13 protein-coding genes are annotated in these 19,808 nt (G+C 38.3%); all 13 read right to left on the bottom strand.

Going from position 1 to position 19,808, the window contains the following annotated elements:
• Positions 1-7: 7 nt before the first annotated feature.
• Complete coding sequence (locus KV40_RS36745) at positions 8-2,107, bottom strand: 3'-5' exonuclease (protein ID WP_036484403.1); 2,100 nt, start codon at positions 2,105-2,107, stop codon at positions 8-10.
• A gap of 160 nt (positions 2,108-2,267) precedes the next feature.
• Positions 2,268-3,239 (bottom strand): hypothetical protein, encoded by a 972-nt coding sequence (locus KV40_RS17870; protein WP_036484406.1) that lies wholly within the window; start codon positions 3,237-3,239, stop codon positions 2,268-2,270.
• Positions 3,240-3,251: 12 nt separating this feature from the next.
• Entirely contained in the window at positions 3,252-4,220 is a 969-nt protein-coding gene (locus KV40_RS17875) for a hypothetical protein (protein ID WP_036484409.1), read from the bottom strand.
• Between the two features lie 12 nt (positions 4,221-4,232).
• Positions 4,233-6,437, bottom strand: coding sequence for a hypothetical protein (locus KV40_RS17880; protein ID WP_036484412.1), 2,205 nt, complete (start codon positions 6,435-6,437; stop codon positions 4,233-4,235).
• Positions 6,438-6,461: 24 nt separating this feature from the next.
• A complete protein-coding gene (locus KV40_RS17885; RefSeq protein WP_036484415.1) occupies positions 6,462-7,919 on the bottom strand; it encodes an ABC transporter ATP-binding protein/permease in 1,458 nt (485 codons plus the stop codon).
• A 31-nt stretch (positions 7,920-7,950) separates the two neighbouring features.
• Positions 7,951-8,352 carry a hypothetical protein gene (locus KV40_RS17890; RefSeq protein ID WP_036484417.1) on the bottom strand — a complete coding sequence of 134 codons (402 nt, stop codon included), beginning with the start codon at positions 8,350-8,352 and terminating at the stop codon, positions 7,951-7,953.
• Positions 8,353-8,484: 132 nt separating this feature from the next.
• Positions 8,485-9,147, bottom strand: a complete 663-nt coding sequence (locus KV40_RS17895) for a hypothetical protein (protein WP_156114076.1) — start codon at positions 9,145-9,147, stop codon at positions 8,485-8,487.
• 81 nt (positions 9,148-9,228) lie between these two features.
• Entirely contained in the window at positions 9,229-13,233 is a 4,005-nt protein-coding gene (locus tag KV40_RS17900; protein ID WP_172657310.1) for an Eco57I restriction-modification methylase domain-containing protein, read from the bottom strand.
• A 42-nt stretch (positions 13,234-13,275) separates the two neighbouring features.
• Complete coding sequence (locus KV40_RS17905; RefSeq protein WP_052055738.1) at positions 13,276-16,119, bottom strand: helicase-related protein; 2,844 nt, start codon at positions 16,117-16,119, stop codon at positions 13,276-13,278.
• 50 nt (positions 16,120-16,169) lie between these two features.
• Complete coding sequence (locus KV40_RS17910) at positions 16,170-16,412, bottom strand: DNA-binding transcriptional regulator (RefSeq protein ID WP_036484960.1); 243 nt, start codon at positions 16,410-16,412, stop codon at positions 16,170-16,172.
• Between the two features lie 158 nt (positions 16,413-16,570).
• The gene (locus tag KV40_RS17915; RefSeq protein WP_036484423.1) at positions 16,571-16,993 is read right to left on the bottom strand and encodes a transcriptional regulator; all 423 of its coding nucleotides are present in this window, start codon (positions 16,991-16,993) and stop codon (positions 16,571-16,573) included.
• Positions 16,990-17,838, bottom strand: a complete 849-nt coding sequence (locus KV40_RS17920; protein ID WP_036484424.1) for a TniB family NTP-binding protein — start codon at positions 17,836-17,838, stop codon at positions 16,990-16,992. Before KV40_RS17920 ends, KV40_RS17915 begins: the two co-directional genes overlap by 4 nt.
• 12 nt (positions 17,839-17,850) lie before the next feature.
• Positions 17,851-19,542 carry a Mu transposase C-terminal domain-containing protein gene (locus tag KV40_RS17925; protein ID WP_036484426.1) on the bottom strand — a complete coding sequence of 564 codons (1,692 nt, stop codon included), beginning with the start codon at positions 19,540-19,542 and terminating at the stop codon, positions 17,851-17,853.
• Between the last annotated feature and the right edge of the window lie 266 nt (positions 19,543-19,808).

Consider the following 19,808-nt stretch of genomic DNA (forward strand, 5'->3'; position numbering starts at 1 on the left):
TAATTTATTAATATTGCCAATAAGGGTCTTTTAGAGTAGTGAGAAAACTAGAAGGATTGGAAGAAGAACCACAAACTATCAGAAAACGCATCGCACGAGAACAGCCAACGTAGAATAAACGACGTTGTTGCTCTAATACCGACTCAACTTCGTCGGGAGGAATAGCGCGATCGATTGCTGGCAATACCCCTTCTTCTAAGCCAACTACCGCAACAAAAGGAAACTCCAAGCCTTTAGCAGAATGTAAAGTAAGAACTTTGACGTGAGGAGAATGTAGATCGATCTTCTTACTAGAGAAAAATTGAGCTTTTACATCTTTTGCTTGTAACTTCCGAGCAACTTCTTCGCCCAATTTGTTAGTAGGGCATAATATTGCTCCACCATGAAGGGGTAAACGATATTTTTTAGCAGCAGTGGTAAAAGCTTGCAGGATTGCCGAAATATGTATGTCTAAATTATCAGACAGTAAAATTTGAGGGCGATCGCCAGTGTATGGTGAAAGTTCTTGGTCGAGACATTCTTTATCACCTGCATTCGTACCGTCTAAAATTTCCTTACAAGCTTGAGTAATTTGTTGCGTATTACGATAGTTGCGCTTGAGAATTAGAGTGCGTCCAGCTACTTTAAGATCTTCATGGACTTGTTTCCAGCTAAAACCTCTTTGATAAAGCGACTGAGAAGCATCGGCAGTAAGATAAATTCCCTTGCTGGAACTAACTAAGTTAATCAAAAAGCGAATGGCGATCGGGGATAAATCTTGCGCCTCATCAATTATTAAAGCTTCAAAAGGTTTTTGCGGTAGATTACTAGCAATTTCGTTGGCGTAACAGCGCATTTGAGCGAAGGTAACGTATCGGTGTTGTTTTAATAAATTGCGCCAAGTTTCATACACTTTCCAAATAGCTTCTCTCTGACTAGCTTTAATAGACAGTCCTCTGCCACGACGCGGAAATTTTGAATATTGTTTTTGTTCGCTTATTCCCCAGGCATCAATAACCGTTTCAAATTCTTCTAATAAATAGGCAATACCCAAACGTTCTAAATATTGGCGTTGTGCTTTTTCTTCAAAGATATTTTTAGCAGGAATTTTAGTCTCGGCTAAAGCGGTGTTTAGTAATTCTCGACTTCTGTATGCTCTAACTAAATTTGGTTTCCCGTAGTTATTGGCGTAATACTGATAAATTAAAGAATCTACGGTAGCAACCTTTACCCCCAAATCTTCTGGGGGTTTTCTCAAAAGTTGTTCCAGTAATTGCTGAGAATAATTACTTAAAGCATTAGTGTAGGTAGTAAAAAGAATTGAGTTGTAACCTTCTTCTATTAACCTTTTGACTCTGTACAAAGCCAGGGTGGATTTACCCGCACCCGCACCGCCTTTTACCAAAACCGCTCCTCTGTCGATTCCAAAATCTAGTAATTTTTCCTGTTCGGGGTCGAGTTTGAGTAAAAACGCTTCAACTTCTCCTTCAATAAAGCGTTCTAGATCTTCTGGTTTGGTCAGTTGATAATTTGGCGATCGCTCGATGTCTTCTAAGTTACGGGGAAAGCAATTATCTAAAATACGACTGATAAAGCGATCTGGAATCGACAAGTCTAGAATGTCATCAGAATGTTGAATCTTTTGGATTTCTTGCCAATATTCCTGGGGAATATGCCACTTTTTCAATAAAGCGGAAGTAAATTTAAAAGGTAGGTCGGATTCGGGAGTGTTTTTATCACTGGTGTTATCTTCCTGTAATTCTTGCCTACTCGATAAGTCTTCTTGCTCTAAAATATTAAGCTGAGATTCTGAATAAGCAACTTTTGGAACGGGATTGGGTACAGTAACTTCTGGTATTTCTAATTCGTAGGTGCGATCGTCACGTTTGCGAACGCTGAGAAGTTTGACCCAACCGCTACCAAAGCTATAAAACAGCCGATAGTTACCAATCCGAACTCGATAGATATTGTTGTTGTGACCTTTAAGCTTTTTGGCATCTCCTCGCGCTGAAATAGGATCTTTTTCGAGAATTTTAATTTTTTTAGAAACTTTTTTACTAATACTTTTGGGTATATTTAATAGTTCGTTGATAAAAGTATCGGCAAAGGTGATTGTCCAGGTAGTCATTTTAAAACTTTTGGCTTACTTATCTAAAAATTGCAATTTTTCCAATCATTTTGTTCTTTGATTTCTCGAACAAGCTTTTGCAAATTAGCTAAAGTAGTTTCTAATTCCTGTAAAAGCTCTAAATCTTTACTCTCTAATTTGTCATTTTTTGCTTTAGCTATTAATTGTTTGTGTTGTTTAAAAAACAAGGCGATAAGAATAAATTTTCTTCTTTGGCTATCTGACAAGTCAAAGGTGGCAATTCTGTTGAACTGGAGTCCATCTTCAAAGAATTTTGGAAGGGATTCTGGGATGGAGAAGAAATTGATTTCTCTATTTTGGGAGAAAGGTTTATTTGAGGTTGAGACTGCTTGGGATGGGCTAATCTTATTATCGCTGCGATCGCAATTACCAGAATCAGAACGATTACCATGCCCAGAACTACTGTTTTTTTTTGAGCCTGTCTATTGATTACAGCTATAGAATTATCTTCATCTTTTTCAGATTCTTCTGATTCAACTCTATTAGATAAAGCTCTCCATACATCAAGTTCTTTTAATGCAAAAGCTGATTTTATACTAGTTAATAAAATTGATAAACCTTCTTTATTTGGTAAAGCTTTGTTAGTTAACTCATCAGCAAGATCCTTTTGTGAATCAACAGAGTTATTATTTATTTTCCACTTATTTTCTGTAACTTGATTAGTCTTCAGTATGTTTAAATCAGGAAGTTGTATTAATTTTTCATAATCTATTTGAAACTCGTATTCTCCTCCAGGATTTATAATTTTATCTATCTCGTCTCTCAAACTGCCTCGTAAAGCCTTAATTACTATCGAACGAATTTTTTGTTCGTTTTTATCTGTTATTTTTGCTATCCAAAGTAAAGAATTTAAAACCTGACGACCCATAAAATCGGCTCGCTCTTTTCTGGCTTTTAAACCAGTTATATATAAATAATAATTTTTTTGGCTATTTACTAAGACGATAGAAAATTTTTGTGTATCAATTAAATCATCTAATTTTAGATTAATACCATTAGAGAATTTCACTGATAATTTTGGTTTTTTGACAGATATTTTGTTTTTTTGCACATCAAGCCAGCAATAACCATTTTCTTGAGATATTCCCCTACTTTGAACGTAAATTAACATTTACTTACTCTCCTAAATATTCAACCATTTTTCGCCTTTTAGCACCGTAAAATTGCCGTTAGTTTTGCAACCATCAGCAAATTCATTAACTGCTTTTTTAAGATGAGTATCTAGTTTCAACCAATCACGAATAAAATTGAAAAATTGCCACTGCCTAGATTCAAGATGAAGTTTTAGTAAAAAACTTAATATATATCGCAAAGGCTGTTCGCTATCAATGGGAGAGTATTCAGCATCATGTCTAATTTTGCGGAAGTAGAAATGAGGATTATTCTTGCTATCCACTTCTATACGAGAAAAAACAACGCTACCGACTGTTTGTACTGGAGTAATTACACTGGCAACTCCAGGATCTGAACCTAGAGAATTGAAGTAGTCTAGTAAGGGTGCGTATCCTGATTTTACTTTTTCTAATAACTCTTTAGCAGTTTTACTATTTACTAAATACTTTTCACACTTAACTGGTGCAAAGATGACTAATCGAGGTGAGTCTAATTCTCGATATGCTATTTTAAATAAATCTTTGATTAGTTGGGGTCGATTAATCCTTTCATGAAATTTTCCATTTTTTTCCATTAAAGATGGCGCATCAATAGGAATCAAAACAGCAGTTGATTCCATCAGTAATTTTTTGACTGATTCTTTATCATCTTTAGAAGCGTTAGCATTATGGTATTCGCCATTGTAGTCATGAAAACACAACTGCAAAGAAGGTGCTGTACCCTTTTTACCCAAGCCAAATGTAAACGATCTGATTCTATCAGTAGGCGTGATACCTATTTGTCCCCTGGCTTCAAAGACATCAAGCAGTTCTTTTAACTCTATTAAACGTTCTTGTAAAAGCACTGCACTTTCATCATCGGGAGTTAACTGTAGATTGGTGTTGCCAATATTGCTTTCAAACTGTTCGTACATTGCTGTAAGCAGGGTAGTCTTGCCTACCCCACTTGCACCGAGCATGGTAATTTTTAGTTCTTGCATTGAGATTCCTTTTTAAAACTGAAAGTTATCTTTTTGATTAAATGCGATCGCTCGTTCGACCTCTAAGATCCACTGTTGGCTTATTTTGCTATTGTTCCCAAACTCTTCAAATTCTTCTACCCAAACGCGATCGTATACCTCCTGTAAAAACTTGAGCCATTCCTTCTTGACCTCTTTGGCTCTTAAAATACGGTCTAAAAACTCTTCGACGATCGCAAAAGCAGCTTGATTGGGTTCGGCTAAAAGATCGTCTAAAGCGTTTTGACATTTGTATACAGCTTCAGAGTGAAGAGAAGTAAGACAACTCAATACTTCAGCAGCAGAAGGAGAAGGAGAAAGTTGCAAGGTAGTTTCATCGGGAGTGAGATCGTCAAGATGTTGGCGAATGCGGTGCTGAATCAAACCTCGATAGGAAAGCTCAAATTCTGCTAGAGTTTCAAACCCCAATTTGAGGCGTTTGAGATTATCGGGAATTATTTCCGCGATCGTGCCTAAAAATTCTGCCTCTCTCGCTTCAGTTAAATTGCCTAACTTACCGTTTTTAATAAGTATTTCGGTAATTTGAGTTTTGACTTTGTTTATTTCTTGTTTGAGAACTTCATCTAGAAGTAAGAAATGTTGGGATAGATGGGCGCGGACTTCGTTGAGATATTCGTAGTAAGCATTGGGATATCCTCCTTTGCTATGACGAAGCTGTTCGATTTCTGATTCTGTAGGAAGACCACTATCTTCTTTACAAGCAGCGATCGCAGTTTTTATCTGTTGCTGAAATGCAAAATTTTCTAGATCTCTCTCGGCTCGTAACTCTTTAAGTAGTTCTTCCAAACCGCTAGTTAATTTGTCCCAAAACTTATCGAACAGTTCTATAAATAAAGGAAAATAATTTTGATTTTGAGCCGACTGCTTTAATGCTTGTCTTGATAAATTTAATTCTGCCGATACTTTCTGTTGCAATTGGAGTAAATCTTCTTGGCACACAGACACATACTTGCGATCGAGTTCGGTAATGTTCTCAACCAAAAAATTTAGTACGGGATCGAGAAGCTTTTGATTGGTGTCCTCAGCATTGGCACAATTTGCTGTAATACAGTCAGCAAAATATAACCCTTTATTTTCGCGATCGCGTTCTAAATCTTGACAGTAAACTGAATTATCTCCAATGGGCGAATTAACATCTGTATGATTGAGAATAAGAAAAGACCACTGTTTAAAGGACAAAGCAGTTAAAGCTTTGCTAGCTGTATCGTAAAGCTGTAAGTCTACATCTTTCCAATACTCTCTTGGCGGACTGGGAAGGCGCACCATCATCACCAAATCCACATCCTGCGCTAAAGTTTCTATTAACCTGCTTTCATCTCCTACTCCCGTGTCGCCCAAACCAGGCATATCAATTAGAGCAATTTGTCCGACATCGGGATGGGGGAAAGTACAAAAGATTTTGGCTTCTCGTACTGCTAAATAGTTATGATAAACTCGTTCTCCTGCCAGATTATCTTGAGCGACATATTCTCTAATTTGGTCTTTGGTAATTCTAATAGAAGTTGGTTTGGCTAGGAGATGACGATATTGGGGAAGATGCTGGTGATATTTTTGTAGGTACTCATATTTTCCTTCTGCTACTGCGGTATTCGTAAGATGACTGGGACGAGATGGCAGAGGGTTACAAGCGAATTCATCCAAGCTATAGGGTACTTGACCTAAATCCAATTCTTTATAGTAGGGAGCGATAACTTCTTGGAGAAATGAATGCTCTGAATGAAAAGTAATCTCACCATAGGTATCTGTTTCAGGCTGATGTAAAATCTTACTGCGAACTCCCGTACAGTGTCCGCGATCGCCTGTTGGAATTTCATTGCTAGATAGTCCTGTCAAACTTTGTAGCAGACGGCTTTTTCCCTGTCCCGCACGACCAATTACACCAATGTTGATAGTGTTGCGATTAAAGCGATTTTTGAGTAAATCCAATTCTACAAGCTGAGATTGAATTTGGGACTGTAGTTCTTGAAAATTTAGTTGCTGTAAATTGTCTGTTTCTTCTGGTTCGGTAATTTGAGTGATTAAGCGATCGCGTTGCTTGGTTAATGTATCAAGAGAAATCACAAGCGATCGCAAGTTATCTCCAACTGCGGTAATTTTTTCTTTTAAAGGCTGTCTTCGAGCGAGAATTTCCTGGATTTGTTTGGTTCTGTCGGTGGTAACTAAATTTTGGATTGTCATTTTAGTAAAATCGATTATTGTTTTCTATTGAATTGCTTGTTCGCGCTGATACGACCATAGTGCGATCGCGCCAAAAACTATCGTTGCCCAAATCAGCCATGTTAAATGGAGAAATATTTGATTGTCGTAGTCTAATCCTGCTGCCCAAAGGATTGCTTCTTTGTAGTGATAGAAGGGCGATAGGGTAATAGCATCCTGTAAATAATTGGGTATGGGCAAAGCAAATGCACCACAGGCGACGGGAATAACAATTATGGTTAAACCTATGATGGAGTCAGCACTTTTGGGATTGATTAGATAACCCAAAGTTAGACCAAGAATTGCAAAGGGAACAATACCAATTGTCAAAACTAAAAATAAATGTATCCACATACCAATATGGGCATCAATGCCTAACTGCCAATGCCCTAAGATGAATGTCAAAAAAACGCTTACAGTACAAATCAAAAGAGAAGTGGCAACTTTAGCAGCAATATGAATATAGGAAGGTAAACAAGTCACTTTAAGCATTTTGAGCCACTTTTCCGCTCGCTCAACAACAACTCTTTTGCCCAAACGTTCGATAACAATAGTGAACAGAATAACTCCACAAAAATTGCTTAGAGATTCAATAGCTGTATCACCATAAATGCCCAACTGCTTTAACAACGGTACAAAAGCGACTAAAGCTATAGTCATAATGAGAAATAAAGGAGTGCGGAGTAGTTGCTGAATTTCAAAGCGCAACTGTCCGATAAAAGCAAATAGTAGATTAGAAGATGTTTCTTCTGTCTGGAAATTTGTCTGAAAATTCCTGGAATTGCTTTGTAGAGTTTTTTCGGTAAGCTGTCCCGATGCTGGTGCTTCAGAATGCTTGTGTAAAGTTATTTCGCGGGTTGCCAAGCTTTCTAATTCCTGCCAGTCGGATTTATTATTTGTCACCATCAAGACAGTTATTCCTGCCTGATAGCAAAGCTTTATCTGCTGCCAAAACTCTTTATAGCCTTTGTCGTCCAGGTTTCTCGTTGGTTCGTCTAAAATCAGTAATTCGGGATTTCCAGCTAAAGCTAGAGCAAAATAAAGCCGTTGTTTTTGTCCGCCAGACAAGCCACTGGCATCGAGTTGTTCTTTGCCTTTAAGATTGACCTTAGACAATATTTCATCGGTAGAAAGCGCATCAGGGTAATAGCTGCGCCACAGTTTTACCAACTCGATTACTTTAGCGTTGGGAGGAATCTGGGTATCTTGTAGGACGACTCCGACTTTCAGCTTGGAATTGCTGTCTTGTGGCGATCGCCCCATAAGTTTGACCTCTCCACTACTAGGTTTGAGTAACCCTAAAGCTAAATTGAGGATGGTGCTTTTTCCCGAACCGTTTTCACCTCGAAGAATTACGAATTCACCCTTTTGAATATTGAAGCTGATATTTTCGAGAATGGTTGTTTTCTGCTGGAATATTTTGGAGAAAGTTTTATCAACGCGATCGAAGGTAATTAAGTTCATTGTTTTATTTGGATTGATTAAAAGCTTATAATTAACGGACTAAATGTACGAAAAACCAAATTCCAGTAGAAACAGCAATAGCAGGAAGTAAAGGAACACCAACAAAGGTAAGTCCAACAAGAGTTGCTGCACTACCCGCATAGATTAAAAATTCATTTCCTACTGATAAATCTCCGCTTGAATAGCTGTATTCACTACAGGTACTAAACAAACAAGTATCAGTTTCTTTACTAAGAAAAACGTAAGCAGCTATTGTTAACACGACACAACAGCCAACAATCGCCCACTTTTTAAGTTCTAAAGAATTTTTGTGTTCGGAATTAGTGACAGAGATAGGCTGAGTCTCCAAAACTGTTTCGGGAGAGTCGTTTTGTAAGATCTCGTTTTGTGTTTCGTTATTAGAAATGATTTCGGAAGATTGATTATTATCCATGATTATTGGTTACTCCTTCGTTTAATTCTTTGACAGACAGAAAATAAATTTGACGTTTGATAACTAAAGTCGGTACAAACCGACTTAAACTCTTAGCTAAGAAATATGTTCCTCAATCAGAGAAGCGATCGCTTAAAGTGCAGATCTGATTAGAAACCAAATACCAAATCCTATTGCTACTGCACCAGCTACGGGTATGGAAAAAGCTGCCGTAGCACTAGCTGCTGCTACAGTTGCTACTCCTCCTGCTACACCTGCTATTCCACCAACTATGTCATTAGAGTGTTCGTTGACAAATTGACCTACTGAGTTAGATAGATCTTCTGGTTCCGAGCGAGAATTGACTTGAGTTATTTCTGGTTCAGTAGCTTTAGGACTACTAGTAGCCTTATCTGTTAAAGGTTTAACAGTATTTTGAGAAATTAAAGGTTGAGCAGATGACACGTCGAGGTTTTTTCGGCTAGTGCGATCGAGTTGTGGAGCAATTTGAGGTTGCTGTTTTGGTGTTATTAATTCTTGTTTTGCTTGAGAACTAAAATTATCGTAATTTTTAAAGTCAGCTTTTATCGCCATTTCGCACTCTGTGGGAAGTTCTCCCGTCCAATGAATCATCGGATTACAGGAATGCTGAACTTGTAAAGTTTGTCTGACTAATAGTGATGTAAAGCTAATCAGACTGACTAATAGAATTGTCTTTAATTTAGACATAGTTAAATGCGATCGCATTGAGCTTAATGTTTCATAAAAGCGCGATTGTATTCTAGTATTGTTGATAATTTCTTTGGTAATTTGCATGGTTTTGTTATTTGGTTGTTTGATAGCAGTCAACGATTAATCTAGAAGGCGCAAATTTATTTAAAACAGATTGTAAAAATATCAGCTAAACATCTTGTCCCACGCCTCCAATACCAATCTTTGCGTCCGATATTCGCCATATTGTTTAATTTCCTTGTTCTTCAAGACTTGAAAAGTTTCACTAGGAAAATCTGCGCCATAAACATCAGCAGGATCGAGAATGTAGCGCAGTTCATCGCGAGTAAGTCCGTAAAGTTTGGCGTAATATGCGTCCAATTCTGCTCTTAATATTGCCCGTCTTTGTTCGTCCCAAATGAATGGTTCGCCATCATAACCCATGTCTTTAGCAAAGGGTTGCATATCCCAGGCGGTGTAAACTAGTTCGAGAACACGGCTGCTGATAAATTTGATGTTTTCTTCGGTATAGGTTTCTGGTGGAATTATTGGTAGTTGACGAACTACATAAAAGTTTAAATTTCCACCGCTTGCTTTTTGTTTAGTAACATAATCAAGAATCAATGAATTAAAATTAGCAACCAAACAACAAAGTCTATCAGTAGATTTATCGGAAAAAATTAAAGGCATAGAATTTCCTACACCACACCTGGGAATGATAGAAAATCTCACACTTCTTGAATCAGCAACAGCACTTATGGCATTCCTAAAACCTATAAGCCACTGATGTTTCCAAAAATCGGGAATTCTTGTCTCAACTTCTTTTTTACTTACCCAGTATCTAGGTAAAGCTATTTCAATTGGATTGCTTAGTTGCTCAGAATCTAAACTATTAGTTTTTGGTCTAGTGCCATATTTATCTTTTTCTGCTATTCCTAAAAAAGTTGATTGGCGATGATTGAAGATATGTGTCAGTTTAGATTCATATAAAGGAATATATTCTTTATTATTTTTCTGAAAAATGTTTGATTTTAATTCATAATCTCGGTCTTCTAGCTGATTTAGTTTTCTGAATAATCCAAGATCGTTAGTCATATGAAACATTGCAAAAAGTGTTGCATTCCAATAGTTTTTTTGTAATTTTTGATTTTCCAGTACTGGGCAATTGGTGTAAATTTGCTTTATCAACTCAACGTCTTTGAAAGTTCTTAATATAGGTAAATTCTCAGTATTCGGATTAAGTCTCTTAATATCTTTTTTACTAAGGTTGTAAACTCTTTCTGCTTTTTTCAAATCATCTAACTTCCATAGTTGAGCAGCCAAATAAAAGTTTTTAATGGGAGATTTAGAAATGGTCAACAAAGCAAAAGCGTGAGTGCTTTCCAAAGCTTTAAAAATATATCCTCTATTTGTAAAATCGTAGAAACTATCTAGTGAATCAGTGTTGACAAGTTCCTGAATAAAAATTTTAGTTGAATCATCAGTTGCAATACCAGGAGGAATCAAACAACCTGCTTTTCCTTTATTATTAATAAGTTTCCAATTTGTTTCCGTAAATACAGTATATGTATTTATATCTCCTCTAGCAGTCAAAGGAAATCTTATGGATTCCCTGAGAAATTCACCTAATGCTTCAGAGTCATATTGAATATCTCGCCATTCTCTAGCTAATACCGGATTAGTTTTATCTAATTCTTGAATGAGTTTTTTTCTCTTAGGACTTTGGGCGATTTCAGGGGCATAAACTTTAAAAAATTCCTTTTCTTGTACTTTGATTTTTTCCCAAGGTGGATTACTCAAAACACAGGCAAACCCACCATTTTCAAATACTTCGGGAAATTCTAACGCCCAATGGAAAAACCGCTTTTCTTTGGCTAATTTATTGGCAGCATCAACTATCTTTTGAGTTGTCCAATTACCCTGTAAGAGTTGAAATAATGCCGTAGAAGTGGGCAATAACTGTAACTTTTGTTCGGTTAAGGGAGTAAAAAAGGCTGCCGTCCAGAGATTACAGGCAGAAGTATCGCGCCACCAAGGATTATCAGGGTTTTCTTGTCTGGTATCGCGATATTGCTGTTGTTTCTGTTTGATATCTCCTGTTTTGTCTTCTGGTAATTGAGCGATCGCGCTTTGAACTTCTCCGTAATGCGATCGCTCTTGTTCCAAGTTATTAAAGGGAATAATAAATTGATTGCTGTTTTGACGCTGTATTTTGTTATCTTTTTTAATTTCTTTAGCAACATCTTTATTATCGCCAGTAACGGGCTTAAAAGCATTATCGGGAATACCTTCTTTAAGACAATCTAAATCCAATACTCCAACTAATGAGTTACCGCACTTAATCCGATGATCCAAGAAACTAAGGGGTTTACCGCGATTAAATCCTTCAATCCATAACGCCACCTTACACAAATCTACCGCTAAAGGATTGAGATCGACTCCATAAATACAGTGCTGAATTACATCCCGTATCGCCTTACGGATGGGTTCGACTCCTGGTTGAGATTCACCAGTACGTATCCTCGCCAATTCCTTACCAATGCGTCTGGCTGCGGCGAGAAGGAAATGTCCCGAACCACAGGCGGGATCGCAAACGGTGATGTTTAATAATGCTTGTTCTTGATATTCCTTGAGTGCCAAGAAATTAATTTCTTGGCTAATAGCAGAAGTCTTCTTAAGAAGACTTTCGTTTTCAGACAGAGAATTAATTCTCTGGCTATTATTAATGCTTTTATATTGTTCCTCAGCCTCTTTTAATCTCTCTTCAATTACGGGTTCCAAAGCCGTTTTAATCAACTGTGCTACCAATTCTGGAGGAGTATAGTAAGAACCAGTAGACTTGCGATCGCTACCCGTAACTAACTTAAATTGATGGATTCCCGATGGTGTTTCAATTTTAGGTGCAAAATCGAGCAGCGATTCATATACACTGCCCAACTCCTCCACATCTAAAACTGCATAATTAACTCGTCGCAGTTGTTTTTTGTCGTTATAAAAAAGAGATAATTGACGGATAGCCTGAAGCAGATCGTAATTGTCGATCGCGCATTCATCCAGACTTTGTAGAGTCTTTGAACCGAATAGATCGCCATTGAGAGGCGACAAACCCAAGATTTCTCCCCGCCAATTCTCGTCAAAGATGGCAAAAGTTACTCGCAATCCCTGCCATAAATCTTGAAAACCTTCTCTACGGTAGCTAGGGCGTTCGGCTAAGATGCGTAAACGTCCGATACTGTAGTATTCCTGATAAATCTTTGCCTTTTCGCTGTCTTCCCCAATTGCTAGAATATTTCGTCCTTCAGCTACCATCAAAAACAAGAAACGGTAGATTAATAGCAATAACTGACGGTAAAATTCTTTATCCGATAATTCACCGCGATCGATCTTGTCTCTCAAGACTTGATTGTGAGGATGCTGTAAAAAGCCCGTTCCTAGTAGCTGTAAAGCTTGTTCTACACCATCTCTCAGGCGATCGCGTACTCTGCCACCCTGCTGTAAAGTCTCTTGGTGATAGAATTCCAACAGGCACTTATCCGCATCTTCCATACCCTCTGGTAAACGGGTACGGTGAAACAGCCGATAGAATAAGCCAAATTCGGCATAATTTTCATTATTGAGAATCTGTTCGAGATCGAACTCGATGTAGGTAAGGCGAGTCATCAAAGAACAGTCTCTTAACAACCGCCACTGCAAACCATTGGTAATAATTCCCCACAGATGTTCGGTACAGTTGAGGTATTCCTGCATCAACCCATGAGCCGAAAGTCGAGGAGTACCGCTAGGCGGACGCTGTTCGAGATTTAAGCGACTACCGATAATGTGAATTGGTGGCTTATCGGTTCCTGCTTCGGCACGGTGAGAAATAGCAAAAGTCTGTCCTTCTACAAGCTCTGCTTTAGGTTGGTATTCTGGTTGGTATCCCAAAGATTCTAATAAAGGAACCGCCCAATATTCCCTAGTTAAGCTGGTAGCTGTTTCTGTTTCATTTAACTTAGCCAGTCGTCTTTGAAACGCTGCCCAATAAGTTTTAGCATCACCCCAAGCGATCGCAATTTCATCTTCTAGTTTGTCGCTGGACTTTAAGCCAAAATCTTGAGAAGTCTGTCCTGGTAAATTGTTTTCTAATAGATCCGCAGTTACATCGAGAGTAATCAAATTACCCTCAATCTGAATTCCTGTGAGAGTAGTCATAATATTTAGTTGAGATAAAAATTATTTATAAAAGCTTTAAAATTATTCGGGGAGCAAATAATAAACCCCTAAAATATCCATTGGTAGCTGCGGTTTGACCTTTACCTGTCCTTCTTTAGTAATGGTTCTAACTCTGCGATGAGAAACTTTAAGAGCTTCGGCTCTTTCTTCAGCCAATTGGTTTAAATTCGTTTCTAAATCCGACAATCGATCGAGTAGACGTTTAACTCGCAACTTCTTGTTTTCGTAATTTAGTTTGCTACTGGTCGGTTCGACTCGTTCTAAAAGTTCTAAAGTTTCATCTTGAGACAACCATTGAGGATTGCTAGGCGCACCAGTAAAACCAGTTACCAAACACTCTTCAACTAATAAATCTGAATACTTCGGGCTTGCTAATAAGTGTCTCAAGCGCAATAAAAGAATGGCAGTAGGTTTGCTAACTGCACTACTTTCAGTTACTCCGCATCTAGCAGCCGTTGGTTCATCGCTTGTAACAATTGCTTCTTCCAACAAGTATCTCGCCAATCCCTCAACAATTGGATGATTGCGCCCGATGTACTCCACTCCTTCAGGTGCGGGTAAGGTAAAGGTAATCAAACGAGATTTAGTGCCTAAAGTAGATTGCAGACATTGGGGAATAGTCCCCATGTACCAGTTGTTCTTCTTTTTAACTAAAGGAGTATTCAAACGTTCGCAAGCACTTTTGACAAAATGCTCTACGGTTTTCTGACTGCCTAAAATGCGATCGCTTTCTTCTAATTCCTGCTTGACTTCCTCTGGTTTAATTGCTCGCTGTGCAAAGCGAGTGCGGTTTTGTTTCTCTCTTTCTACTGCGCGATCCCAATTTAGATTAACTTCGACTACTGGAGCTTCTTGAAGTACGAGATCGAGAGTTAGCTGTTCGACTTCGGGTGGAAATAAAGATAGCTGCTTGGCTTCTACTTTCTCAAACAAAGATTTAAATACAGCCTCTTGTACCGTGTTACTATCCATAGGTACTGGAACGGTAATACCTAACTGGCGGTGCATCTTAACTGCTTTACGAATTAAGACATCCAATACCGCACCATCTACAGGATTATCTTGTCCGTAGAGGAGAATGCACTTAACCTTAGTAGCAGATTGTCCATAGCGATCGATCCTACCTTCTCTTTGTTCTAGGCGATTGGGGTTCCAAGGCAAATCGTAGTGAACCACGGCAGTAAAATGTTCTTGAAGATTTATCCCTTCACTCAGACAGTCTGTAGCCACCATAATTCGCTGATGAGGATATTCTTTTAATTCATTAAGGCGAATTTCTCGTTCGTCTTCTGACTGTTCTCCAGTTATAGCGATCGCCCAAACCTGGCTATTTTTTTTCTTCTCAAATTTATCTTTTAGAGCATCAGCTACATAATTAGCAGTAGCAATATAGCGACACCAGATGATTGGGTTGTATTTATCTGCTATTAGACTTTCAACTAGAGTAATAAGCTGTTGTAATTTGCGATCTTGTTTGCCTCCCTGTAATGCTTCTGCTGCTTTAACAAAATCCCTTAATTTTTGCCGTTGAGACTCGCTATAAGTTTGTTTGACGTTTTCCACTACCGCAGTAGGGGCGACATCTACCACTCGTTCGGTTTCGGTAGAATCATATACTTGACTGACAGCTAACTCTTCATCTATTTCCTCGATCGCATCAAGATTAGTATCTTTACTAAGCTGACGCGAAAGAGTAGCGATCGCCGCAGCAGGGGAAGACATGACACAGCGAATAATCGCCAGTGCCGACCAATATCGTCCTTGCCGTTGAGCCTGAGAGAGCTTGCTATCTCGGTCTTTAACTAATCCTCTGGCTAATTTATAAACCTGCTCGAACAGAGTACGATATTCTGTAGATAGCTTGTATGCCTCTTCTTCTGATTCTCTTTCTGGAAAAGGTGTTTCGTCACCCAACCAGCTACGAACGTCTGCCCGACGACGCTGTACAAAATGTCGAGCTAGTTCTTTACGCTGCGATTCGGTTAAGTTATCGAGATCGAACTTCTCAAATTTTCGGTTAACTAATCCCAAAAGCGATAGGAAAGATGCCGAAATCCCACTGTGCGGAGTAGCCGTCAGTAAGAGCAGATGGCGATCGCTATGATTCGCAATTTGTTCGACCAACTGATAACGCTGTTGTTTAGACCCATCTCGGTCATTATTGCTGGCAGTATGTGCTTCATCAACTATTACCAAGTCAGGACAGTGAGTTAAAAAACTTGCCCTACGGCGATCGCTTTTAGCATAGTCGAGACTGACAATAATATGAGGAAAATAACTAAATACATGACTATCTCCCGAAGGTAACTCTCGTTCTAGTTTGCCTACCGTACCAGAACGAATTACCACCGCATCGATATGAAATTTCTGTTTTAATTCTTGTTGCCACTGGTCGCATAGTTGAGGCGGACACAGTACAGCCAAGCGTTTGACTTCAGCGCGATCGAGCATTTCACGAGCAATTAAACCTGCTTCTATCGTTTTGCCAATACCAACATCGTCGGCAATGAGCATTCTTACTGTTTCTAACCGTAAAGCCATCAACAGAGGAACTAGTTGATAAGGACGGGGACTAACAGATAAACGACCCAAACAGCGAAAAGGACCCGCACCACTGCGAAGACTCAATCTGGCTGCTTCTAATAACAGTTGACCTGCCATGTGGTCTTGTAACGCTTCGGCATCGGGTAAGGGAAATTGAGCAGATTTAAGATCGTTTTCAAGAGGAGTAAAAATACCGCAGATTTCCGACTCGTTACCCGAAAGCGGACGCAGACGTATGATATTTTCAATATCTGATGGCAAAATTACCCATTGGCGATCGCGGCAAGCCACAATCGACCCTGGACTGTAGGCGACTGTCATAATATTTATATTTATTAAAAAACTGTTAATAAAATGCTGTTGGGGAACAATTAAACTTGATATCTTTGCAATAAATGCTCTCCTTTTTTACCCATAGCTTCTAACTTATTTTGAATTACTTTTAAAGCTAAAGAAGAAGGTTTATTATGTCCTTTTTCCCAACGGTTTACGGTTGAAAACACCACGCCAAAATGAGTTGCAAATTCTTCTTGAGTTAAATCCATTTCTTGTCGCAAGTCTCTAATTAAAAGACCAATTTGCGGTTGCGTTAATTTTTTTATAAATTTTTCCATAGCAAAAATAAGCATTTATCTATATAATTCATGCTTTAGAAAATGCTATATTTATATTTAATTAATAAAAGATAAAATGCTGTGATTTAGATCCTTGTGTATCAAATTTCGTTCGATATTACTTTTGTTTGCCAACTAAAAGTTAGATACAAAATTGCCTATACTGACTGTTGGTATTGAGCGATCGCAGCAAAAGGCAAACGACACCGATGACAACAACCATACTCCCATAGAGCAGGCATTTTAAACTTGGCTCGGCAATTGGGACATTTAGAAATAAGCTTGAGATTGTGGCGATCGCATTTCATTCCCGTTCCTTTCGGTGGCAGCATTTCTCTTAGTGTCGAGCTATCCACATCAACAACCTCAGCTAAAGCCTGAAACTGCTCATCTGTAGGAAAAGGATTGAGGTGAAATCTCTCCCAACGAGCCACAACTCCACCAATACCTGCCAAATCTCCTAATGCACTAGGAGAAAGATGATTGCTTCTTCTAAATCTCCCTAGAAAATGACTGAGGCTTTCTCCGTTACTTGGCTCGACAGGAAAAAGCCAAAGTTGAGCTTCTTTGGTATTATTCATGAATACTCCCTGGCTATCTCTTTAAGAATTTTGGGATCGACTTTTTTATGTCCTTGAGATAGAGATGCGATCGCAGCTTCTCGCAAAATCTCATCGAGTCTACCAATAAAACCTTCAGTAGCTATAAGCAAAATTTTCCATGTAGTTTTATTAGTTAAATTGGAAGCCACAGGAAGCTTAAGAATTTTTTCCTCCCAAATTTCCACTGTTTTCTTAAAATTTATTCCCTCTAACGTACCAAAGCGACGATTAGCTCTAAAACGATTCTCAACCTGCTCGTCTCTTTTAACTGCTGTATCAAGCCGCTCTGTTCCCACTAAAACTACAGCTATTTCTAGCTTGTCATAAATGTCTCTTACTTCCGAAAACGTCTCAGGTTTTAAGCGATCCGCTTCATCAATAATTAGCATTTCCACCTGACACTTTTGCAAAACATCCATTGCCCTACTTCTAAACTCTGAAATAGTTCCTTTAACTGCCCTGAACTTCAGGCATTCAATAATCTCTCTAAATAACTCTTTAGCACCACATTTTTGTGGAGGCATAATCATGATTACAGGTTCGATGGGGATTTGATTTTTAGTTTGTCTCTCTTGAGGTGGTTTGTTTAGCTTATTTCTCATGACATAAGCTTCACAAGCAACTGTTTTTCCCGTTCTCGACTTTCCTACTATCCGACAAGATCGCCTTGATTTACGCTTCCCATCTAGCCAATCGTGTAATTCTTTAATATGTTCTAGAGCTACTGTACTTTTTCGATTTAAACGGGCAATTTCTTTTTGTACCCATTCTTCATCCAATTCAATTTTGCCTAATTTATCGGCAATTGCTTTAGCTTCAGTCACTGTTTATCATCCTTATTCGTCTTCTAGTTCGTCAAAATCCCACACTTCTACATCAGCAATTTCTGCTGAAATATCTCGTTCTATTTCTTGTGATTCGATGTCTTGAGCAACAACTTTTGGTGAAGTAATTAACTTATAGCTTTGCTCCTCTTTTTGCCTTTGCTTGCGACTTTTCTTCTTGTCTACTGCACTATCTCTAAGAAGAATTTCTTGATGTATCGATTCGTTACTTATTTTCTTTTTTGCTTGACGTAGGCGTTTCACAGATGCCCTTGCTTCAGATAAAGAATGTATCTCTGTTTCCCAACCCAGGGCATGAGCGCGAGTTAAAAACACTTCTTTGCCTTGCTCTCGACGATAGACCAGAATCGTTGTAATATTTATAGGATTGTATCGAACATTAACAATATCTCCTTCGTAACCAGCTAAATATTCACCACGATAAATAATATTTTCAAACTGTAGATGTCCCCCCCTTTGAACGGTACGTCTTTTAGATTTCATTAAGCAGATATCTAATTCTCGCTCGGAAATAATCTTTGGATCTTTTATCAATCCTGCTTCCCAACGTTGATAGCGGGTTTGTTCGTCTTTGCCAGCGATCGTACTTTGATTGTATTTATCGACGATAAAGCGTACGATTAACATCTCCAAATCTCTCAAAGTTAATCGAGCATCTTTCTCCGCATCTTTGGGACGCTCTTGAACATTTGAGCCAGTATAACCAGGTAAAGTAGAAAATAAAGACTGATTCAAAGTTTTAAAGGGACGCTCGACAATGCCTCCTTCCGAAGGGCGATCGCGTAACTTACGAATAAAACCCAATTGGGTAGCAATTTCCTCTAAGTGATTAGAGCGGAAATCTTTTCCTCCGTCAGTAAACAAACATTCTGGTAATCCAAATACTCCCCAATCACAATACAATTGAAAATCTTGACTATAATTTTTTGGCAGAATACTATGGCGTAACGCCAAAGCTACCACTAGAGAGCTAGGAGCATCAAAACCCAAGTTTATTCCCATCACACAACGAGAATAACTATCAACTACAGTAGTAAGCCAAGGACGACCAATTAATTCACCATGTCGATCTACTAACAAAACATCCACAAGAGTATGGTCGCATTGCCAGACTTGATTACTATGGTTAATCTGAATATCTTGTCCATCACGAGTTTTAACTGATAGAGTCGTACCTTGCCACCCAGGAGAACGAATAGTTCTTTCTTTTTTCTTTTGAATTGGTTTGAGTAATCTCAATACAGTTTTATAACTCGGTGGCTTATTGTCTTTAATTTCCGATGCTTTGGCTTGTACTCTTATAGCAACTTGCTTTGGACTCATTCTTTTACTACCTTTATTTCCTTGTATATAGGTTTGAAGAATAAAATCTTGCCAAAATGAACTAATTCGACGATTTCCTTTGTCGACTCTGTTTGTAGAAACTAAAGCAGTCAAACCTTGCTCTTGATACTTCTTAAATAGTCGCTGTACCGAACGCACTGAAATATCGAGTTTTTTTGCGCCCGCTCTTAATCTCTCCCCGTAAGTAGCGCGATCGCAGGGTTCGAGCAAACTTTGAATGACCTCCAGTCTCTCTTTTGCTTTTCCTTCTAGCTGAGAAGTAATGACTATTTCTCGGTCGTCTTCCAAATCAGATATAGCTAATTTTGAATTTGTTTCGGAAGTGCTTTCACTATTCATTTTAGTAAATTAGTTTTTTTAAAAAACACATAATGTAATTCTATATTTAAATAAAAAAGTGACACAGATCTTGTCACTTTTCTTTAAAACTGAATTTTCAATAAACGACAGCTAATTAGTCATTTTGCAAACAAACGACATTTTGTTTGTCATTATATAAGTCAATCAAATATTATAATAAAAATGCTATGATGCCTAGCATATAAAGCTTTGAATTGCATGACAACAATTTGTCATTATGTCAAATAATTAGTCACCGTACATAT

Origin of the sequence: Myxosarcina sp. GI1, from assembly GCF_000756305.1 — a bacterium.
Taxonomy (GTDB): Bacteria; Cyanobacteriota; Cyanobacteriia; order Cyanobacteriales; family Xenococcaceae; genus Myxosarcina.

Excerpts from the sequence above, each read along its gene's own strand:
- KV40_RS36745 (WP_036484403.1), bottom strand. The coding sequence starts at position 2,107 with ATGACTACCTGGACAATCACCTTTGCCGATACTTTTATCAACGAACTA.
- KV40_RS17915 (WP_036484423.1), bottom strand. The coding sequence starts at position 16,993 with ATGAATAATACCAAAGAAGCTCAACTTTGGCTTTTTCCTGTCGAGCCA.
- KV40_RS17885 (WP_036484415.1), bottom strand. The coding sequence starts at position 7,919 with ATGAACTTAATTACCTTCGATCGCGTTGATAAAACTTTCTCCAAAATA.
- KV40_RS17925 (WP_036484426.1), bottom strand. The coding sequence starts at position 19,542 with ATGAATAGTGAAAGCACTTCCGAAACAAATTCAAAATTAGCTATATCT.
- KV40_RS17900 (WP_172657310.1), bottom strand. The coding sequence starts at position 13,233 with ATGACTACTCTCACAGGAATTCAGATTGAGGGTAATTTGATTACTCTC.
- KV40_RS17875 (WP_036484409.1), bottom strand. The coding sequence starts at position 4,220 with ATGCAAGAACTAAAAATTACCATGCTCGGTGCAAGTGGGGTAGGCAAG.
- KV40_RS17910 (WP_036484960.1), bottom strand. The coding sequence starts at position 16,412 with ATGGAAAAATTTATAAAAAAATTAACGCAACCGCAAATTGGTCTTTTA.
- KV40_RS17890 (WP_036484417.1), bottom strand. The coding sequence starts at position 8,352 with ATGGATAATAATCAATCTTCCGAAATCATTTCTAATAACGAAACACAA.
- KV40_RS17880 (WP_036484412.1), bottom strand. The coding sequence starts at position 6,437 with ATGACAATCCAAAATTTAGTTACCACCGACAGAACCAAACAAATCCAG.
- KV40_RS17905 (WP_052055738.1), bottom strand. The coding sequence starts at position 16,119 with ATGACAGTCGCCTACAGTCCAGGGTCGATTGTGGCTTGCCGCGATCGC.
- KV40_RS17870 (WP_036484406.1), bottom strand. The coding sequence starts at position 3,239 with ATGTTAATTTACGTTCAAAGTAGGGGAATATCTCAAGAAAATGGTTAT.
- KV40_RS17895 (WP_156114076.1), bottom strand. The coding sequence starts at position 9,147 with ATGCAAATTACCAAAGAAATTATCAACAATACTAGAATACAATCGCGC.